This window comes from Anabaena sp. TISTR 8404, assembly GCF_056847745.1.
The window spans coordinates 1,732,676-1,753,079 of the sequence record NZ_CP180578.1 but is presented as its reverse complement, the minus strand read 5'-3'; the positions used below and the strand labels follow the sequence as shown (position 1 = coordinate 1,753,079).

At 39.4% G+C, this 20,404-nt stretch carries 19 protein-coding genes and 2 pseudogenes; 7 read left to right on the top strand and 14 right to left on the bottom strand.

Features of this window, described 5'->3' with window-relative positions; genetic code table 11:
- Window positions 1-144: 144 nt before the first annotated feature.
- Window positions 145-300, bottom strand: a complete 156-nt coding sequence (locus ACMX3D_RS07530) for a hypothetical protein (protein ID WP_482750813.1) — start codon at window positions 298-300, stop codon at window positions 145-147.
- Here ACMX3D_RS07530 and ACMX3D_RS07525 point away from each other — a divergent pair.
- The gene (locus ACMX3D_RS07525) at window positions 299-475 is read left to right on the top strand and encodes a hypothetical protein (RefSeq protein ID WP_482750812.1); all 177 of its coding nucleotides are present in this window, start codon (window positions 299-301) and stop codon (window positions 473-475) included. The two genes, ACMX3D_RS07530 and ACMX3D_RS07525, sit on opposite strands and share 2 nt — an antisense overlap.
- 56 nt (window positions 476-531) lie before the next feature.
- Here ACMX3D_RS07525 and ACMX3D_RS07520 read toward each other — a convergent pair whose 3' ends face one another.
- Window positions 532-1,170 (bottom strand): Uma2 family endonuclease, encoded by a 639-nt coding sequence (locus ACMX3D_RS07520; RefSeq protein WP_482750811.1) that lies wholly within the window; start codon window positions 1,168-1,170, stop codon window positions 532-534.
- A gap of 54 nt (window positions 1,171-1,224) precedes the next feature.
- Here ACMX3D_RS07520 and ACMX3D_RS07515 point away from each other — a divergent pair, with 54 nt between their 5' ends.
- Entirely contained in the window at window positions 1,225-1,803 is a 579-nt protein-coding gene (locus ACMX3D_RS07515; protein WP_482750810.1) for a Uma2 family endonuclease, read from the top strand.
- On the opposite strand, the gene ACMX3D_RS07510 is transcribed toward ACMX3D_RS07515, so the two are convergent.
- Both ACMX3D_RS07510 and ACMX3D_RS07505 read right to left on the bottom strand, forming a co-directional pair.
- Window positions 1,800-5,195, bottom strand: a complete 3,396-nt coding sequence (locus tag ACMX3D_RS07510; RefSeq protein ID WP_482750809.1) for a PAS domain-containing sensor histidine kinase — start codon at window positions 5,193-5,195, stop codon at window positions 1,800-1,802. The genes ACMX3D_RS07515 and ACMX3D_RS07510 overlap by 4 nt on opposite strands.
- A gap of 160 nt (window positions 5,196-5,355) precedes the next feature.
- The gene (locus ACMX3D_RS07505) at window positions 5,356-6,834 is read right to left on the bottom strand and encodes an integrase (protein ID WP_482750808.1); all 1,479 of its coding nucleotides are present in this window, start codon (window positions 6,832-6,834) and stop codon (window positions 5,356-5,358) included.
- A 157-nt stretch (window positions 6,835-6,991) separates the two neighbouring features.
- On the opposite strand from ACMX3D_RS07505, the gene ACMX3D_RS07500 reads away from it, so the two are divergent.
- Window positions 6,992-7,606: a sporulation/spore germination protein gene (locus tag ACMX3D_RS07500; RefSeq protein WP_482750807.1), complete on the top strand. Its 615-nt coding sequence runs from the start codon at window positions 6,992-6,994 to the stop codon at window positions 7,604-7,606.
- 33 nt (window positions 7,607-7,639) lie between these two features.
- Here the strand turns inward: ACMX3D_RS07500 and ACMX3D_RS07495 are convergent, their stop codons facing one another.
- Window positions 7,640-7,885, bottom strand: a complete 246-nt coding sequence (locus tag ACMX3D_RS07495; RefSeq protein ID WP_482750806.1) for a hypothetical protein — start codon at window positions 7,883-7,885, stop codon at window positions 7,640-7,642.
- 21 nt (window positions 7,886-7,906) lie between these two features.
- Between ACMX3D_RS07495 and ACMX3D_RS07490 the strand changes: the two genes are divergently transcribed.
- Complete coding sequence (locus ACMX3D_RS07490; protein WP_482750805.1) at window positions 7,907-8,029, top strand: hypothetical protein; 123 nt, start codon at window positions 7,907-7,909, stop codon at window positions 8,027-8,029.
- A 183-nt stretch (window positions 8,030-8,212) separates the two neighbouring features.
- Here ACMX3D_RS07490 and ACMX3D_RS07485 read toward each other — a convergent pair.
- The 8 genes and pseudogenes from ACMX3D_RS07485 to ACMX3D_RS07450 form a co-directional block, all read right to left on the bottom strand.
- Window positions 8,213-8,347 (bottom strand): annotated as a pseudogene (locus ACMX3D_RS07485) (caspase family protein); the annotation flags it as partial.
- Entirely contained in the window at window positions 8,340-8,744 is a 405-nt protein-coding gene (locus ACMX3D_RS07480; RefSeq protein ID WP_482750804.1) for a sugar ABC transporter permease, read from the bottom strand. The pseudogene ACMX3D_RS07485 and the gene ACMX3D_RS07480, both read right to left, overlap by 8 nt.
- A 366-nt stretch (window positions 8,745-9,110) precedes the next feature.
- On the bottom strand, window positions 9,111-9,374 hold the full coding sequence (locus tag ACMX3D_RS07475) for a CopG family transcriptional regulator (RefSeq protein ID WP_482750803.1): 264 nt from the start codon (window positions 9,372-9,374) through the stop codon (window positions 9,111-9,113).
- 66 nt (window positions 9,375-9,440) lie between these two features.
- Window positions 9,441-10,031: a ParA family protein gene (locus ACMX3D_RS07470; protein ID WP_482750802.1), complete on the bottom strand. Its 591-nt coding sequence runs from the start codon at window positions 10,029-10,031 to the stop codon at window positions 9,441-9,443.
- A 616-nt stretch (window positions 10,032-10,647) separates the two neighbouring features.
- Entirely contained in the window at window positions 10,648-12,000 is a 1,353-nt protein-coding gene (locus tag ACMX3D_RS07465; RefSeq protein WP_482750801.1) for a DUF2254 domain-containing protein, read from the bottom strand.
- Complete coding sequence (locus tag ACMX3D_RS07460) at window positions 12,000-13,004, bottom strand: mechanosensitive ion channel family protein (RefSeq protein ID WP_482750800.1); 1,005 nt, start codon at window positions 13,002-13,004, stop codon at window positions 12,000-12,002. The genes ACMX3D_RS07465 and ACMX3D_RS07460 overlap by 1 nt, the downstream gene beginning before the upstream one ends.
- 37 nt (window positions 13,005-13,041) lie before the next feature.
- On the bottom strand, window positions 13,042-13,857 hold the full coding sequence (locus tag ACMX3D_RS07455) for an ion transporter (RefSeq protein ID WP_482752293.1): 816 nt from the start codon (window positions 13,855-13,857) through the stop codon (window positions 13,042-13,044).
- A 13-nt stretch (window positions 13,858-13,870) separates the two neighbouring features.
- On the bottom strand, window positions 13,871-15,154 hold the full coding sequence (locus tag ACMX3D_RS07450) for a TIGR00341 family protein (protein ID WP_482750799.1): 1,284 nt from the start codon (window positions 15,152-15,154) through the stop codon (window positions 13,871-13,873).
- 408 nt (window positions 15,155-15,562) lie between these two features.
- Here ACMX3D_RS07450 and ACMX3D_RS07445 point away from each other — a divergent pair, with 408 nt between their 5' ends.
- Together ACMX3D_RS07445 and ACMX3D_RS07440 are read left to right on the top strand one after the other, a co-directional pair.
- The gene (locus ACMX3D_RS07445) at window positions 15,563-16,513 is read left to right on the top strand and encodes an S-layer homology domain-containing protein (protein WP_482750798.1); all 951 of its coding nucleotides are present in this window, start codon (window positions 15,563-15,565) and stop codon (window positions 16,511-16,513) included.
- Between the two features lie 103 nt (window positions 16,514-16,616).
- Window positions 16,617-17,507, top strand: a complete 891-nt coding sequence (locus tag ACMX3D_RS07440) for a DUF2382 domain-containing protein (protein ID WP_482750797.1) — start codon at window positions 16,617-16,619, stop codon at window positions 17,505-17,507.
- Window positions 17,508-17,690: 183 nt separating this feature from the next.
- On the opposite strand, the pseudogene ACMX3D_RS07435 reads toward ACMX3D_RS07440, so the two are convergent.
- Window positions 17,691-17,984 (bottom strand): annotated as a pseudogene (locus tag ACMX3D_RS07435) (HAD family hydrolase).
- A 716-nt stretch (window positions 17,985-18,700) separates the two neighbouring features.
- Here ACMX3D_RS07435 and ACMX3D_RS07430 point away from each other — a divergent pair.
- On the top strand, window positions 18,701-20,371 hold the full coding sequence (locus ACMX3D_RS07430) for an MBL fold metallo-hydrolase (protein WP_482750796.1): 1,671 nt from the start codon (window positions 18,701-18,703) through the stop codon (window positions 20,369-20,371).
- Window positions 20,372-20,404: the final 33 nt, after the last annotated feature.

Here is a 20,404-nt window from a genome sequence, read left to right as displayed (position 1 = left end):
TTTATAAATATATGAATTATGTATATACAATGTCAACACAAAGAGACGTTGCAATGCAACGTCTCTACTGGGTTATCGCATTAAGATTTGCCGAATTAAAATACTCATCACTTCATCTGGGTTGGCAGTTGGTAGCAATGAACTTCAATCTCCGACACTGGCGTAGCCAATCACTTGCAAATGGTGAATTGTATTCGTAACAACATCAGGAGAACCCATCAGGATATGCTTTATCGGTTTTCTGTTGGGTGTATTTACATCTTTGCTTAGGTAGTGTTCTAACTTTGATTGTGCCATCATGATATTTGTACTCCAATACTGGGATTTACATAAAGGCGATCGCACACATCTTGCCCGGAGGGCGATCGCCTTTATCATGTCTTTATATTATGGTATAAATTTATACCAGTTAACCATAAATCCAAAAATTATTGTTAATAATTCCCCAGCTTTAACAGTAATCAAAGAATACTAATTAGTAAGTGCATTCATTCTTCAAACTCAGCGACTCTGCGCCTCTGCGTGAACCATTCATACTTGTTCTCTCACCCAAGCACGAAACGCTTTCATTGTTGCATTTCTCCCCTCAGTTTTACTCCGCTGCAAATATTCTGGAATCACTTGAAAAATAGGTAGATTAGGAAATACAAGACTATTATTAGATGTTACATACTTGTCATTAATCAAAACATTAATTTCCAATTTACTGCCATTCCATCGCCACAATTCTGGGACTCCTAAGACTTCATAATTATTAAACCGAGTCCTAGAAGTAATATCAATTTCAATTGCTAAATCTGGGGGAGGGTCAATTGTTAAATCAATTCTATCCTTTCCTCTGACAGCAGCTTCGTTTTGAATGTAGAAACAATCATCAGGTTCTACACCAGCATCCATTATTTCTTTGTCAAAAGTTGTAGAACCCAAACTCCAAAATTCCATGTCGAGTTCTTCTAGTAGGATTTCTACTAAATTACCGATAATTTTCTTGCCTACCTCATGCTCTGGTAATGGAGCCATTATTTCTAGCACCCCTTGACTGTAAGATATCCGAGAACTGCGATTTTCTCCTAATTCTGCCAGAATATGTTTATAAGCTGACCAAGATATATTTTTAATTAGCAACTGATGACCAGCAGGTACAATTAGTTGGTTGAGTTCTAGTAACATCACTTTCCTCGCTTTTCAAGTTAACCTAACCAGTACCAACTCCAGCATATAGCAATGACAGCTATTACATTCAACCTCAACTCCATTGTTAAACTTACCGACGAGCAATTCTATCAACTGTGTCGGGAAAATCCTGATGTCAAATTTGAACGCAATGCCAAAGGAGAAATAATTGTTATGCCACCCACAGGCGGAGAAACAGGAAAGCGGAATGCCGCATTTACCGCAGATTTTGTAATTTGGAATCGAAAATATCAACTTGGTGAAGTATTTGATTCTTCGACTTGTTTTAAACTACCCAATGGTGCAAATCGTTCACCTGATGTTGCATGGATAAAAAAAGAGAGATGGGATGCACTTACACCCCAAGAAAAAGCAAAGTTTCCGCCAATTGCACCAGATTTTGTTTTAGAGTTAATGTCACCTAGCGATGACTTGGCAGATACCCAAGCCAAAATGCGAGAATATATGGAGAACCAAGTTAAACTAAGTTGGTTAATTAATCCGAAAGCAAAGCAAGTTGAAATTTATCGTCAAGGTAAAGCTGTAGAAATTCTAGATTTGCCTACAGAATTATCCGGTGAAGATATATTACCAGGATTTATTTTAGATTTAACGATAGTTTGGAATTAAGGTTGGTTAATCGGAATTTCGATAATAAACTCTGCTCCTTTTCTAGGTGCAGAATTGCAATATAGCTTGCCACCGTGTCTATCTACCACAATTTGATAACTAATTGATAGACCTAAGCCTGTACCTTTACCGACATCTTTAGTAGTAAAGAAAGGGTCAAATAGTTTAGAAAGTACATTTTGAGGAATTCCCATCCCATTATCTGAGATGCGGATAGCTACACAGTTACTATTAACAACTTCCGTGCGGATATAAATTTTTCCTTGTTCGCCTACAAAAGCTTCATCTAAAGCATCAATAGCATTACTCAAGATATTCATAAATACCTGATTCAGTTGACCAGGATAACACTCAATCAGAGGCAATTTAGCATATTCTTTAATAACCTCGATTTCTGGATGATCTGGTTTAGATTTCAGACGGTTGTGTAGAATCATTAAAGTACTTTCTATACCTTCGTGAATATCTACTTGCTTGAATTCAGCTTCATCTAAACGCGAAAAGTTACGCAAAGATAAGACAATTTCACGAATGCGTTGAGTTCCCACTCGCATAGACTGAAGAAGTTTTATTAAGTCTTCTTTGAGGAATTCCAGGTCAATAGCTGCAATTTCTGCTTGAATTTCTTCTGGAGGCTCTGGAAAATATTGTTGATAAAGTTCTACTAGTCTTAACAAGTCTTGAGTATATTCGCTGGCTGGGATAAGATTACCATGAATAAAGTTAACTGGATTGTTGATTTCATGAGCTACACCTGCAACCATATTACCCAATGAAGACATTTTCTCACTTTGGATGAGTTGGGATTGAGTACGTTGTAGTTCCAATACAGTATTTTCTAAATTTTCGGCTTGTTGTTGTAATTGAATTTCAGCTTGTTTGCGTTCAGTAATGTCAGTTGAAACACCCAATATTTGCTTAACTTTACCATCAGCAGTACGGTTAAAAGGTGTTTCCCGACTGTACAACCAACGCCACTGACTATTTGCTTGTCTGATCCGATATTCATACTCAACAATGTCACCATCATTGACAGCAAGTAATTTTTGATGATTATATTTGATTGTCTCTAAATCATCTGGATGCATAAGATTTGAAATCAAATTTGCTCCCATTTCTTGAATAATTTCGATAGAGTAACCTAGCAGAAGGGCGATTTCTTGATTTGCATAAACATTACGCTGTTCCTCCAAATCGAAAATGTAGAGAATATTAGGAGAAGAATCGGCTATACGTTGAATAAAGTGCTGGCTGGCTTGAAGTTCTGCTTCCGCTTTTTTGCGTGCTGTAATATTCAAAGTTGAGCCAACAATCCGATAAATTCTGCCTTCACTATTCTTCACAGGGTTAAGAGTAGTCAACCACCAAGTTTCTTCACTATCAAAAGTCAAACATTCTTCATAATTAATACTAGTACCAGTATTTACGCAGTTTTGATAGCGCTGAGTAACGGCTGCACCTTCAACCTCACCATGTAATTCTTCTGGAGTTTTACCAACAATTTTTGCATGATTAATCCCGACGATGTGTTCTACTGCTGAGTTGCAACCAGCAAAACGAAATTCACCATTTTCTAAAACATTGACTACGAAGATAAATTGGGGAAATCCATCATAAATGGTGCGTAAAAATTGTTCTTGTTCTTGTAATTGCGCTTCTGCTTGTTTACGATCGCGGATATCACGCGTAATAGTTGATAGATACAAAGGTTCACCAGTCTCAGAGTCTTTCATTAAAAAAAGATTGTAATCAACAGGTATTATTTCTGCGGTTTGCAAGTGTTGGAAACGATATTCGCCTTGCCAGATACCATCTCTCATCACCGCAGGAATAATCTGCTGATATACATATTCTCGATCTTCCTGAGCAAAGCATTGATCAATGGTGAAATCTTCGCTAAATTTTTGATTGTTTAAGCCCAACAACTTTCGGCCGCCTTCATTCAAGAAAATAGGTTTTCCTTTTAAGTCAGCACAACCAATAAAATCACTGCTATTTTCAATCAGTGAGACGAACAGTTGACGTTCTTTTTCAGCTTGCTTGCGTTCTGTGATATTGGTGACAGTAACAACTAGTTGATAAATATTGGCGGAACTGTCAAAAAGAGGTGTGACGTTGATTAACCACCAAGTTTCTTGTTCATTAGCAAAGAAAGATTCTTCAAAGAATAAAGTTTTACGAGATTGAATACATGTCCTGTAGCGTTGGCGATAATGATCTGCCATCTCAGCAGGTAGTGCTTCTGCCATTGTTTTGCCGACCAAAGGTTCCAAAGGCATGAGACTAGCATTGAGAATGGCGGGATTGAATTTAACGTAACGAAACTCTGTTCCTTCATCCAAAATATCTAAAACGTAGATGCCATAGTCTACGCCTTCCCAGATGCTTTGCAAAAACTGTGCCTGTTCTTTGAATTGTTGCTCGGTTTGTTGGCGATCGCTAATATCAGTTAAGTAACCGTACCAAATAATTTCTCCCCCTACTTGCCGTTCTGGCCGAGATACACCTCGAACCCATCTCTGTTCACCAGAGGAATTTCCAATTCGCCATTCGTATTCAAACTTTTGCAGAGTTTGGGCAGAGTGCATAATTGCCGCTTGCAACCCAGAAAAATCATCAGGGTGGACATTCGTAAATCCCAAAGGCGCATCTTGGTTGACTTGTTCTGCTTCTAGTCCTAAAACTTCTCGATATCCCGAAGAAACATAGGGGAAAAACATCCTACCATCAGTATCAAGGCGAAATTCATAAAGCATTCCTGGCACGTTATCTGCCAGCTTTTGAAACCGTGCTTCACTTTGGCTTAAAGCGACGGTACGTTCTTCTACTTTTGCTTCTAACTCCTCATTGAGTTGTTTAAGGGTGGCTTCTGCTTGCTTACGTTCTGTGATATCTAACAGTACACCACAGAAGATAATCTCTCCTTGGTCATTCCGTGTGGGCGTTGAGTCTCCTTGCCACCAGCGAATTTCACCGTTAGGTTTCACTAAACGTCCTTCGTAGTGCCAAGGGGTAGAATTTTCCACTGCTTCTACCACCGAAGTCATGTAACTATCAAAATCTTCTGGATGCACAAGGGCAAGAAAGTTATTTAAATCTTGCAGGATTTCGGCTGCTGTGATGCCTGCAAGCTGCCAAATAAAATCGCTAACATAGTCTACTGTCCAAACACCATTGCGGTTGGTGAACTGAAAAATTGCCCCATACAGGTTATTTGCAATATCTCTTAAACGCCTTTCGCTATCTGCCAAAGCGATTTCTATTTGTTGATTGTTTGAGTTTGTCCATGACTCGGTGTGCTGATACTGAAAAACTACCTGACGCAACTGTGTTAGTTCTTTTTGCAGGGAGTCGTAAGTATTCTTATCTACAGTAATCAGATTGCCGACCATAGTTTTATTACTTTTTGGGGAACTGTTATATATTTCCCAATTTCAGGTCAACAAAAACAACAAGGCTGAAGTATGACTTATAAAGTCTGAAGTATGAAATGAAGAAACCTTGATACTAGGAGTATTCTTTTCCACTCCCTACTTTCTACTTTCATTCATATTACATTTCTTGATTGAGCAATTCACCTAATTGATGCTTAAGCAATAATCCTTTGAGGGTAGAATTTTCAGCTTTTAAAGCAGTATTTTCTGCCTCTAATTCCTTAATTCTTTCCTGCAAAGCCTCTTTAGTAGTACCTTGTCTATGAATGACAACTTCTTTATAAATTGCTAAGTTAGCATCCTCATTCATCCATCGTTGATAAGTTTTGGTATGCTCTTGTACTGTATGACCCATGTAATCAGCCATTGTTTTGATAGGCACTCTTAAACGATGACCACGAATTGCATAGGCATGACGCAAGTCATAAGGTTTAAAACCTATATCAGCATTTCTAAATTTCACTTGCAATTTTGCAGTTTTATTACTTAAAGTTCCGGCATTATAAGGCAATTTTATATTTTTCAAATCAAACAATTCCACCCAATGAGGATATAAAGGCGGAATACCACAACTGCGTTCACCTGTTTTAGTACCTTGTGTCAGGCTAGGATTTAAAGTCACTAAATGAAAAGTATTTGCTGAATTGATAAAAGCCTCCATATCAACAGCAAATAATTCATGGGGTCTTAAACCGTATGTAGCTAACATCCCATAAGCCCATTGCCATTGCTCTGGTTCAGTCAGGTTTTCTTTACTAGCGTAGACTGATAATGGACTACCTATTTTGCTAAAACCTTGAATAATTTCTTCATCGTTAGGTACTTTTCGCAGTGTTGGATTAGGTTTAGGGGTAGCGTAACTATAAATTGTTTGGAAATTTTTAATACCGCAAAATTCACAAAATTTTTTCAACTGCCAAACTAAAAAAAATCGGGATGATGTATTAGGTTTAGTTTTCTCTAAGGCCGCTGCTAATGCTTGGGCAGACATGGGTACATCTGGCGGTAATTTTTTGAGATGTCGCAGATAATGAGTTTCCCATGTGCGGATTCCTTGCCGATTCTGCTCATGAGTTTTCCAAAATTGGCGCTCATATTCTTGAATTAATTCACTGATGAGCTTGGTAGATTTTGCTGTATCGGGTAGTTCGATTTTTTGTGCTTGTTTACCGAGTAATTCAGGAGTCCATTGAAATTGTTTGGTGATTAATAATAAATCTAATTCTCGAGCTTTTAAGACTGCCATTTTGATGCCAGTATCATTAGCAGCAAAACCACAAGAAATTGTATATTGTTTATTGGGACTTCCTTGTTTGCCAATATCACCAGGTCTGCAAGGAAATGTCCCTTGTAAACCTATCGTTTTATGACTAGTGAGTTTTAGTTTAACTTTGACTTTTTCTAAACTTAATGCAGAGTTAGCTAACTGAATTGAATGTTTGATTCTCAGATATTCTCGCTCTATCTTGGCATATTCATCTGATGCAGGCAGTTTGGCTTTCCACTGCTTCCATTTAGATGGTTCCCATCGGTCAATTGTTATACCATCCCATTCAGCTTTACGGGGGTCGTAGGGGCTGGTTTCGTTACTGGGCATGACTATTTAATTTAATTGCTCTGGTAATGGTTTTGAAGATAGCTAATCACAGTCAAGAAGTAAAGCCGCAAAAATAAACTGACTCAAGATTTGCAAATTTATACGGAATTGATATCAAAGACACTGAAGTTGATCAAGAAAGTATGGCAGTACAACTATGAGTAGAAAATATTTATTCCCATTTATCGTTGTGGCGATCGCAGCCAGTCTTGGCAGTTGTAGTTCTAATCCTACATCAACATCCAGCAAAATAGAGAGCGAAGCTTCTACACCTACACCCAGCAAAATTGAGGCTGAAGCCCCAGTACCCGCACCCACCACCAATTCATCCCCAACACCTAGCCAAAGCCCTACTATGGCGCAACTACGAGCCAAACCAACAAAGGTTGAGCCATTAGAAGCAGCACCCAAAGCGGTGACGAACAAAACTGTCAACGTTACCCTCTACACCAGCGATACCCAATGTCAAGAACTGGTTCCCGAAAAAGTTGCAGTGTCAGCCACAGAACCTGTAACAGGTGCAGTGGGTAAAATCATCGACGCAAGAGACACAGCCGACTTTAGTTTGTCTGGTTATCGCGTGAATGTGCGCGATGGGGTAGCTACCGTTGATTTGCGCTTATCTCCTCAGTCGAAGCGACAAATAGCTTCCCTTTCGAGTTGTGAACAATTTGCGTTATTTGGGAGTGTCCGCAAAACTCTCATGAGTAATTCTCAATGGAAAATTAAAGATGTGCGCTTCACAGAGAAAGGTGAAGAAATTGTGTTTTAGTTGTCAGTGTATGTGGGAGATAATGCGATCTCATCACGAGTATTTTCTGATCTCAAGTTGACTGCTGCTCAAGTTTTGCAAGTCTAAAAATTCACCATATACTTGATCTGGCAAATCGTTCCAACAACCTGCAAACTTCATGATTGCAGCAGCATTGTTACTTTTGGTTTCGGAACTAAGCCGGAAACCATGAATTAGCTCATAAAGTTGTGCTAACTTAGCATCTGGAATTTGCTGAACTTCTTCTAAAACCTTCACTCTCCATTCAGAATGATTCATCAGCTTATCTCTCCTTTATGAGTGAAACTTAAAATTATTAGAGCGATCGCACATCCTAAAATAGCAGTTTTTGGTGAGAGCGATCGCACATTTAGATGTAGGTTGGGTGGAGGCGCACAAAAAATATTGACAGCAACACGGTAAATCTAGATTGCGCCATAACCCAACACCAGTTGTAGCGTTAATTTTTATAGTTGAAAAATTTGCGGTTTTTATTATGTCATTTGTTGGGTTCCACTGCGTTTCAACGCCACTTTGCTCAAGTCGGGAAACCCGCCCACGCAATTGGCTCCCCAACCTACAACTCATCCGTAAAATTTAAAAAATGACATCATCAAAACTACCCATGTCAGGGTTGATTAAAACTCGCCCCATCGCCTCCACATCATTCACAGCCTTGGGTAGTTCTGGTAATCCTGATTCATATTCGCTAATTCCAATTAGCAGTGCTACCTTAGCCATCGTTGCTGTTTTGTCTATTTTTGGCGTTCTGCAATAAAGCTTCAGTTTGCGCGATGAGAAATATAAAATCTTCTTTGCTACTAGCTTTCGCCTTGAATTTTTCGCCGTAAGCTTCTACTTCAACTTCAAAGGTTTTATTAGACAAACGCCCTAAAAAATCAAACAGAGGCTTAATTAAAGCTGGACTTACCAGTGCTTTAAATGTCCCCAAAGAAAAGCCACCCAAAGCCTTAGCACCTTCTGGTACTTCTGTAACTGCAACTAAATCTGCGTCTTCTACCCCATCCACTTCTCGCAACTGCGGGAGTAAATTCTGGACTTCTGCTTGCAATTCTTCATCATCCAAACCCAATTCAGTCAGGGAAACAGTTACCTGAACATTAGATTTAGTTACCATATAAATCGCTTAAATATAATTTAGAGTCTTTTTAAACGATTGTATCGGTTATTTAGGCTATTTGAGTAAATTTTCGGTGATGAAACAGAAAATAAAGCTTTCCGTAGGCAGCGTTATGAGGCAATACAGTTCAGTTAAGGCTAACAACTTAGACTGATGTAGGTTGGGTTACGCTATCGCTACACCCAGCCTACTATTCTCTTAAATATACAAACGAAACCCGCACTTCGACAAGCCCGTCGGCTACGCTCAGGACAAGCTCAGTGACCACCTGCGCGGGTTAAAACACTTAGATTTTATATTAGTCCACGCAGGTGGACTTAGACTGTGTAGTAGCGAATTATATTCGCCCAATATTTTTTAAACTTAATCAGATTGAGTTAACAGCCATTGCTCAATTAATTCCGTGACAATATCGCTCATTTGTCGTTCTTGAGAAACTGCTGCGGCTTTGAGTTGGCGATGTAGTTGTTTAGGTAAATAAATAGTTGTCCGTGTATAATCTGGATCAGTACTTTTGGTGCGGGAAGTTGATTTGTCATCAACAAGTGGGAGTTTGTCTCTGAGTTGACGACTACGTGCCGCATCAATCAATTCATCAAAACGGCTGGTTTTTTTCTTGTTATTCATTAAACAGTTTAATTCTTTTGACTTTTGGTTACTGAGCCTGTCGAAGTATGACTTTTCACTTGTGACTTACTTCAATATCTCCTTTCCCGCCTCAGCGTAACATCGCCAAGCAATTTGGGCGTAAGAATCTTTAACTGCATTTACCGGAACGCCTTCTAAAGCCGCACGTTGAAATACCGCCAGCCGCCGAATTCCTGATTGAAATACTGGTAAACCAGCACTCAATAAAGTACTTCTCGCTTCTTCTCCAGCCTTGTTGGGTAATGGAGGAATCAAAGTCAGCAAAATTCGGTAGTTAGTCTTGAGTTGTTGCAGTGAATCTACCATTTGTAGTGTTGCAGCTAAAGCGATCGCATCTGGAGTAGTTGGTATAACTAATAAATCGCAACCTTTAGCCAGAGTTTTTAACTCATCTGGATTCGGTCGGGTTGGTGTATCAATTACTATATGCTCATAAAGTTTTGCTAAACTTACTCCTTCCGCTTCATCAGCCACTTTGAATGGCAAACAGCCTCGGTTTGACCAATCTAAAGCACTACGATTTAAATCGCCATCTACTAACAGTGTGTCAGCTTTGTTCTGAAAGTACGTAGCTAAATGCAACGCTGTCGTTGATTTGCCTACCCCCCCTTTAAATGCGGCTACGGTGATGATCATTTCGGTTTTTTACACAAATAACGCCAAGATTTTATTATATGTTTCGACATCTGAAAGTTTAAATTTTTGAATTTTTAAATGTTTAGATGTTTAAGGTACTGAATATTAACATACAGAATATTTAACTTTTGAATATATACATACAAAATATTAGTATACTAAGTTATCTAAGTAAGTAGAGGGATAAAAGCAATAAAAATACCAGTAAAAAAATGTAAAATAATTTAACAGATGAGCAGCGATCGCCTGCTTGTGATCAAAAAAAATACAATTTACACCCTGAGATTGAGAACAGCACTAGCAGATGAAGTGAATTGGCGCTATCAAAACCTTGTGGGAATTCTGTTGATGATTTAATGCAATTAAATCGCTATTAGCGAGAAAATTATTTCCAAAACATAAAAGCTATAAAGCTTATACAGCCAGCTTTTTAGTTTTCATGCTACCCCTGCAAAGACTAAATTACTAACTTTGACTACTTTCATTATTTTTTCAAGGGTTCTAGATAAACGGCAACCTTGATCATACTTCTGCTACACATTTGTCAAGAAAAGTTACAACGCTCGTAACACAAGGAAATATTTCTCGATAACCCCGCCAATTTAAACTTTTCATACTATTTTTCCCAATCTTTAATATTGCTGTTATTACCTAAATTTTTAATAATTTGGTTATATCTTTCTTCTATATCTTTTTGGTCTTTAGCTTGGGAAATTTCTGCAAGACTATTTTGTAAAATCATGTCAGCATGATGTCGCAAGATTGTTTGATATTTAGAATTGTTCGTGTAAGTAGCAATTGCAGCTATAGCTTCTAATAAACGAATAGTGACTGCAATATCAGCGCATCCATAGTGGCGAATTTGGTTAAAAGCTGCATCCATCAATTCAGTAAATTTGACACCTTCGGCAATGACGCGCAGCTTATTATAATTGTCGTAGCGATAAGGTGAAGGAAAATTTCTCTGCACAAGATGGCATAATCCGGCGCTTATTTGATCAATACAACGAATAGCAGTAAATGGATCATTCACTGCCGGGGATAGCGCACGTAGGGCAATTTCTACTAATTGATTGATCGGAAATTCTACATCCTGTTGTTCGGTGCGTTCTTTACCCAAAATAAAGGCATCATTGATTTGTTTTGTTAGTTTTTTATTCACTTTCTTACCAGGAAAAACTAAGACTAAATCGCCGCCTTGAACTACAAATTTTCCGGGATGAGTTTGCAGGCGAATGAGCAAATTATACTGACAAGCAAGATTCATTAATTCTTCGTCATCAATTGCTTGTAAATAACCTGTATTTCTAGCACAAATCGGTGAAGCTTCGTCATCAAAAGATGTAGGAATTTCTGTAAATCCTTGTCTATCTTCTGGTTCACTCAACCCGATTTTTTCAGGAAATAAACGTTCAATGGCTGAATGTAAATCTGCACTAACGTTATGAATTACATGAGATGCTTGAATGATTGTAGAAGCATGATGAATAAAATAAATTAAAATACCAATGCTAATAATTGCCAGTAAAACACCAACTGTCACTGCTAGTTGTGGCACAAACTGGCTATATTCATCTCCTTCTCCATGAATGGTTCGCAGTACGAGTAAGCAGTAAATGAATGTACCAAGAAATGTGCCGAGTACAATTTGATTGCCTGTATCCTGCATAAAATTACGCAGAAGCCTGGGGCCAAAATTAGAAGCAGCCAATTGCAGAGCGACAATGGTAATGGAGAAAGCTGTAGCAGCAACGCTCACCATTGAACCTGCAACCGCTTCTAAGAGCGATCGCGCTCCATCTGCACCCCCAGTGTAAACCCACCAATAGTTAATTTCTACGTTGTCTGTGCGGTCAAGATTTAGCATGATGAAAGCTAAAGCAGTAGCTACCATCGCTATAACTGCCGGTATAAACCAATAACTTGAGTGGAGTTGATCCCACAGTTTGCTAATCTTGACGTTTCGCATTATTCGTTAGTTTGAGAGTCGATTTTACCGTTACCGTTTTGGGAAGAGTGGACTTGCGCTAGTAGCCTGAGTGAATCACTAACACGACGAGGCTTGGGTACTTCTTTTTTACCGGCTGGCCAGCCTTCACGCTGACGAGAGCGATCGCCATCTGTCTCTTCGGTTTGGTCATGGAATAAAATTTGTTGTGTGGGGAAGGGCAAATCAATACCGTTTTCAGTCAGCTTTTTCTTAATTGCCATAATTACCTTATCCCGCGAAGATAAATCATCTGCCCTTCTGGGTGGTCTAATCCACCAACGTACACGAATATTGACGGTGCTTTCCGCTAATTCCATTGCCAATACATCAGGTGCGGGATCTTTTAAAACTTCGTCTATACTATGCAGCGCCTCTAACATTAATTGCTTGGCTAAATCAATATCATCACCGTAGCCAATGCCAACATCATATTGTAATCGGCGGTTCTCAAAAGCTGTATTCACTGTCACCGAATTTGTAAATAACTCAGAATTAGGAATCACAATCCGCCGACCATCATAAGTTCTAATTGTTGTTGCCCTGGTCTCGATATTTTCTACAGTACCTTCAAAACCTTTAAAGACAATTTGGTCGTCAATTTGAAAAGGTTCCGTCAGTAAAATCAAAATCCCTGCTAAGAAGTTTTGCAAAATATCACGGAAGGCAAAACCAATTGCAACACCACTAATGCCCAACAATTGCACCAAGTCACCAGCCCTAAATGTAGGAATCACAATTGACAGAGCAATGAACAAGCCAATCAAAATGATGATTCCTTGGGCTAATCTACCTAATACTAATCCTAAATTGCGTGCGTAGCTACGGTTACGAGTTAAACGTTTAACTAGTGCTTTAATTCTGCTGGCGACCACCAAAAATAATATAAAGACAATCACCGCTAAGACCATATTTGGTAATAAAGCGATGAAACCGTCAATCATACTTTGAACTTTATCCCAAGCGGCGGAGATTTCTGCATTCATAAACATTCCTCATACAGTTTGAAATTTATATGGATTCTCATGAATTTGAATTTTGATGCAATAGTTCTTGAATCTCCTCTCGCAAGGCGGCAATTTCTGTTTGCAGCAGTTGAATCGATTTCGCCCCAGCTAACTCGGCTTCGTCATCATCCGCATCACGACCAATAAAGAACGTTGCCAGAGTTGCAGTTACATAGCCAAACACGGCAAAGGCATATAAAGCTAAGAAAAAACATAGCACTCGTCCTTCAGGCGTTTTAGGCCAATACTCAGAACCCATCGTTGTGATTAACATTGCTGTCCACCACAAAGCCGCACCGTAATTATGCAGCCCAGATTCCCCAGGAACTTCATTTTCAAACGCATACATCCCGGCTGCTCCTAATAAAGTAATAATCATGGTTAATGCCACAACATAACCAAAGCCACGACGGCTGACACTGGCTGATAAAACCCGCATTCCTCGGTTAGCACGAGTCATCACTCGCAACAGTTGTAACCCTCTGACCGCCCTTGCTGTTCTTAAGATTCTGACGACTCGGAGAACTCGAATAGTACGTAATGCTGGCAAAAATAAAGAAATAACTGTTAACCAGTTGTTTTTAATATAAGAAAGTTTATGTGGAGCGATCGCTAATTTTAGGAGAAAATCTAAGATAAAAATAATCCAAATAGTAATGCTCACAGCTTGCAGTAAAGGGTTTAATCCCCAAATAATCTCGATGATAAATAGTGCTAACCATACAAAGCCCAGTATTAACATTGGCGTTTCTAGCCAATCTTCCAATTGTTGCAAGACTTCGCTGCGTTCTCTTTCTAGGGCTTGTTTTTCGGAAATTTTAGAACTATTCATCATAATTCGAGGTTCATTTTTTACTAGCAGGCAGTTCTAGTACATTGACACTAACTAAAGGTGTGACATTAAAATCTTGTTTTAATAACTGAGTTTGAATTGCTTGGGTGAGGCGATCGCTAATTTCTTGATTCGAGGCTGTAACTTGCGGTTGACGCTGCACATAAATCACCGACAGCAGAGTATCCTGACCTGTAATATCAGAGCGAGTGAAACGCACATTCGCCTCGACTAATTTTGCTAAACCAACTTGTTTCACAGTTTTCTGCACTTGAGCATTGGCACGTTGGGCGAGGCTAGAGCGTTGCAAATTGGGAGAATTGATAAACTGCCAAGTTAGTAAACCAGCCAATGCAATCACAGTGATTACCAAAGCAGAATAAAAAACTCGCTTTTTACCCCGTTGATAACGAGTTCCTTGTGCAGACAAGCCAAATACCCGAAACAACAAAGCTGCTGATAAATTAATTCCGCATAGTTGCAAAAATAATAAAAATAGCCCCGAAATTACCATATCCCAGCGACCAATTGCACTGGACATCCCGATAATTCCCGCAGGTGGAGCTAAGGAAGCCGCAACTAACATTCCTGTGGCGGCTCCAGATACTAAACTGCTGCGTTCTGACTGCACTAAATTCAACGCCCCGGCGGCTCCGGCTGCCAATGGTAAAATCACTGCCACTGCTGAAACTTGGCTATTGTCTAACATTGAACTAGTGGCAATTTCTTGCCTGAGTATCAAACTCAGTAGCCAAGTTGTAATTATGGTGACGGCTAAAGCAGCAAAATACCGTAAAATGCTTCTTCCCAGAAGTGCGCGATCGCCCCATGCAGTTGCAATGGCCGTATTCATGGCTGGGCCTGCAAACGGCGCAATCAGCATTGCTGCGACTAACAAGTAACTTGTATTGGTATACAAGCCAATCCAGACAACAAAACCTGCAAGTGCTGCATAACCAATAAAACCACGCCAAGAACCAACACTTTGCAACCCAGAAAGTAAAATCTCAATCGGACTGCGTTCTTCTACATCCACCACCTGTTGCGGTGCTTCTGACGCAGGCGGTTGCAGAGTCATCACCCCAGTGGGTATCAATGTGATATGTACTTTCGGTAAGTCTTGCAATTCCTCTAAAACTTTGCCAACTTCTCGATTAGAAACATGAACAATTACTACATCAATCGGTTCATCTGCATAGCCTTCAAACCGCGCCAGATTTGTACCATGATGAGATTTGGCGATTTCCATCACGGCTGCTCCATTTCCTTGTGGCACTTGGATCATGAGTTGACGCATTTTTACCTCCCATCGCTAAGAATCTGGTTTTTTTAGGCGATCGCTCTACTATCCAAAGAGATATTTTCCTAGATATATTTCCTCTTGCATTTCAGCTTTATTTTTAACTATCAAATTAGTAAATATTTTATAAGTGATGCAGTATTTCAGTTAAATAAATCCAGTTTTACTACTTAAATTAAATATTGAAATAAATTTTCTAAATTATTTATTTTACTGAATTTTTACATTTCTTATTATTATGATTTTTCTGATTTTCTATTTGAGTTACTTCTAAAGTAATAAATAAATTCAGCCTTTAGTAATATTTTACTTCTATTAACAGCTTTGCCAAGAAAAACTCACTCTTTACTAATCAATTTTGAAGTTTAAAATAAAGAAAAAATTACAAAATAGGAGGCTGGTATAATGGCTCAGTTAACTAAATTAGCTTTAACTGGTATATCTTTACTATCTCTTAATTTGGTAGTATTCACAGTTGGAGCATTAGAAACATCTGCCCAATCTTCTTCTACTTATTTTCGTGACGTTCCGCCTAATTACTGGGCGCAACCATTTATTCAAGGTTTAGCTGCTAGAAATATTGTAGCCGGGTATCCTGATGGGACATTTCGACCACAACAACCAGTAGATCGAGATGAATTTGCCGCAATTATTCGTAAAGCTTTTGATCAACCACCAGTTCGTCAAATAGAAAGTGGTGCTGTATATAAAGATATTCCTGCTAACTACTGGGCTGTGCGTCCTATTGAAGAAGCCTACCAACAAGGATTTATGGCAGGTTATCCTGGTGGTTATTTTCGTCCTAATCAACCAGTTTCTAAGGTCGAAGCCATAGTGGCTTTAAACAAAGGTTTGGATTTAATTAATAATCCTACCGCCGTTTCTGTTCCCACCACCACAGCAAAACAAGTGCCTCAACAAACCCAACCAAAAGCTGCAAAAAGACGGATTTTCTTACCTTTAGCAATTACAAGTTTGATGCAGCCTTTAGTCATACCAAAAGCCCAAGCTGCTCAAACTAATGTTGCGACTCCTGCAACACCTGCAACAACTAAACAACAAGCGACCAATGTGAGTAATCCTGCATCAGTAATCGTTGCTAATAATTATGCTGATGCCAATAAAATTCCCCAATATGCTGTAGGAAGCGTAGCCGCAGCTACAAAAAGAAATATAGTGGTCAACTATCCAAAAGCAAATGTTTTTAATCCCAATCAAGCAGCAACTAGAGGAGAAATTTCCGCTTTAGTTTATCAAACTTTGGTTTCCCAAAATAAACTACAACCAATTGCTAATAATTCACCTGCCAATCAATACATTGTTAAAACTCAGACGAACAACCAAAATCTTCAATAACTGATAATTCAACAATCATTTAGCTGGATATCTTTCTTAAGGAAGAAGGAGGGAAGACATAAGTTCTTAGCATAGTAAATATAGCTATTGGAGGAAAATCAGCATGGCGTTATACAAACTTGAAGATTTCGCTGCTCAATCTGACAACACAGATTTTGATAACTACAATATCAACAACTTCGATGTTTATTCAGACGTTGACAATGATAAAATTGGCACAGTCAAACACATTTTAGTAGACGAATCCGGTCGTTTTCGCTATTTAGTAGTTGATACAGGTTTTTGGTTTTTTGGTAGACAAGTTTTGTTACCCATTGGACGTTCCCAAATTGAATACAGTAATCAGCGAGTGTATGCTAAGGGATTGACAAGAGAGCAGGTAGAAAATCTCCCAGATTTTAATGATTTGGAGAAAATCGATTACGACTATGAAGAAAGAGTACGTGGTGTTTATCGTACTCCAGTCAGACAATCATCCTTAGAAACATCCACCCCTGTAGATGCTCCACCTATCACAAGCGATCGCAAATCTCATGCTCATGATCGTAATACATATAAATATGAAAGTGAGCCAAATCTCTACAATATGAACGAAAAGGATCATCAAAATCTCAAACTATATGAAGAACGATTAGTTGCCAATAAATCCCGTGTTAAAACTGGAGAGGTAGCTATTGGTAAGCACACGGAAACTGATACGGCTAAAGTGTCTGTACCTGTTGAAAAAGAACGTGTAGTTATTGAACGTACTACTCCCAGTGCAGATGCTAGAAATGTATCACCTAGTGATGCTGACTTTCGTGAAGGAGAAGTCACCCGTGTAGGAATATATGAAGAAACTCCTGATATTCACAAAGAAGCTGTTTTGCGTGAAGAAGTAAAAGTTAAAAAAGTAGTTGAACAGGATACGGTGGAAGCGGAAGAAACTCTTCGTCGTGAGGAATTAGATATTAATAAAGATGACAAGAGATTTCGTGACAAAAAGAGAATCTAATTAATATCAATTCACGGGAAATTAAATACCTTTATGCAAACCCAAAGTGCAGTAAACCAAATTTTTTGTGAAGAAGGAGCCAATAGTAGCAGACACGGGAGATTATCAATCGTCACCGTGTCTTTTTTTAATTTGGAATAGGTTGTCGCCAGTTATTAGGAAATGGTAAGACATTAAAATAGATTAGTCCTTCAAGAATACCTGTTGCATTAATTTCCAAGGAGTTTGTTCAATATCTGGTTGAGCTTTTAGAACAGAAAAGTGTCCGGACACTACAGCAACTTCATCTCTGTTCCAATTTTGTGAGATATAATTACCCCAATCCTTTTCTAAAAGAACACCTTGTTGATAAATTTAACTACCTACACTTGTAATTAAATAATCTGGTTTCAAAACTTTTGCTTGCGTGATTAATTGACGACTAGAAGCATAAGAGAGACCAGTAACATAAACCAAATAAATTTGATTGCGGATCAATGCTAAATTCAAGCTAATTCCTCGAACTCTAGCTTACCCAGGTGTGAGATTCAGCCAGGGTAAGCTCATCTAACTTGGTATAAAAATAAAATTAACGCCTGAGCAAGTTTTAGATTTGCTCCTGCACCTGGAGTCACAACAGAACATCCGATTACCCAGCGGATTGAAGACGAATCTTGGTGGTGGCAAATTCATTGAACTATTTGGAGAGATGGACAGGTTTACCGAAAAGCTCTACAATCTGACAGATAGAAGCAAATCTACTTATTGATCCATCAACCCAAGCATAGTAAAGATTTTCTGGTGATTCCGCTCGTCTGTGGAAGCATTCTATTAAGATAAGAAAGTCTTTAGTAGAGGGTAGTAAACAATGGATGTAAAGCTAATCCTAGCTGGATTAACAGTAATATTTACTGTTGCGTGCCTGTTTTTTGGTACGAAAAATGGATTTTATGATTCAGAGAACTATCATGGCAATGGCTCTGCACACTAATTGTGCAAAAGTATCAAAGCAGTTCCCTTAACCACAATTTTTAGGGTAGATCATGCCCAGTTTTTGCCAGCCAGTAGAGGTTGGTCAAAGGCGTTCTCTCCAATCAAAAAATCCGTAATCTCAGGGTGTACGGGCGCATTAGCCCGATGTCACAAAAGCAAAATCTCCAAAACTTATAGCTTTTGCGATATATGAATGATGATCAGGTTGGAGGGGGGAAAGCATGAGGGATAATCTGTCGGCATCCTCTCGTGTTGATACTGAGGAAACAGGAGTTGAATTGAACTGTTTTCCTTACAGTGTTCAGCATAATGATGAGGGTGTGTGTTTACTGGTCAAAATGGGGCCGCATCGCATTTTGCTAGATTGCGGTGTGGAGAATATTTCCTCACTGCAAAAAGGTCTAACAAAGTCGGCACGTCGAGGTAGTTCACCCTTACCAGCAGATGTGGTATTGATCAGTCATGCTCACCCAGATCACGCCAGAGGTGTGTTGGCATTACATAAAGCTTTCCCACTTTTACCTATTTATGCCAGTGAAGTAACTACCAAGTTACTGCCGTTGAATTGGCCAGAACAAAACACCAAAGAAATTCCCCAATTGTGTCATGCTCTACCGTTGCGATCGCCCATAGAATTGCAAGAAGGTTTAGTAGTAGAATTATTTCCCGCCGGACACTTACCAGGGGCGGTAGCAATTCTGCTCACCTACACAACCGAGCAGCGCTCTTACAAAGTACTATATACAGGCGACTTTTTCTTGTCTAATTCCCGGCTAGTAGAAGGTTTGCGCTTAGAAGAATTGCGGGGATTAGATGTCAATGTGTTAATTATCGAAGGTACTTATGGCACATCACGTCATCCCCATCGCCGCAACCAAGAAAACCAACTAGCCGAAAGAATTAATCGCGCGATCGCGGACTATCATTCTGTTATTCTCCCCACACCAGCACTAGGATTAGGACAAGAACTACTGATGCTGCTGCGTAGTCATCATCACTTCACTGGACGGGATTTAGATATTTGGGTGGATGGTACTGTGGCTAAAGGCTGTGATGCTTATCTAGAATTACTACCTTATCTGCCTCCATCTGTACAAAACTTTGCCCGCCATCAACCCTTGTTTTGGGATGAACGGGTGCGTCCTAGAGTCAGGCGCTTGCAGCCAGAAAGACGTGGTGTTGTCGGCAAGTCCCCATGTATTGTTCTCACAGACGCAACCGCTGACTTAGGCGAATACTGCCAACCTAATACAGGGCCTTGGCTGATTCTCGTACCAGAGAAAATTGATATAAAAGTTAACAAACAATATTTAGCTCCCAGCACAGTGGAAAGCTACCTCCTAGCCCAACACAGTGATGGCCCTGGTACAACTCAACTAATTCACAATTTACGTCCCCAGCACGTTTTATTCGTTCACGGTTCTTCTGCTTACTTAGCAGATCTCACTAGCTTAGAGGAGTTACAAAACCGTTATCACGTCCATTCCCCTGCTGCTAACACCTTAGTAGAACTGCCGATTGGCGACACATTTGTCCAACCAGCCGCACCGGAAACTAACTACGAAGGCGAACTGACAGAATTAGCCACAGTCATCACTATTACTTTACCGGAAGCGATTACAGAAGACCCACGTTGGCGGGAGTTTGCCGATACTGGCTTAATTGAAGCGCGTTGGCAAGGAGAAGAAATTGTTTTACGGGGGTTGTCTCAAAGAGAATTACTAAATCAAAGTAGCGATCGCTATACTTTATCTGATGTAGACTGCTGTGGAACTTGCCGACACCAAAGGGGACAGCGCTGTTGGAACCCTGTTTCTCCTTTATATAACTTTAAAGTCACTCTGGAAGGTTACTGTCCAGCTTTTGAACGCTCATCAACTACTGAGTCCTGAGTAAAGAGAAATTGATCTACCTCACCCAGGACT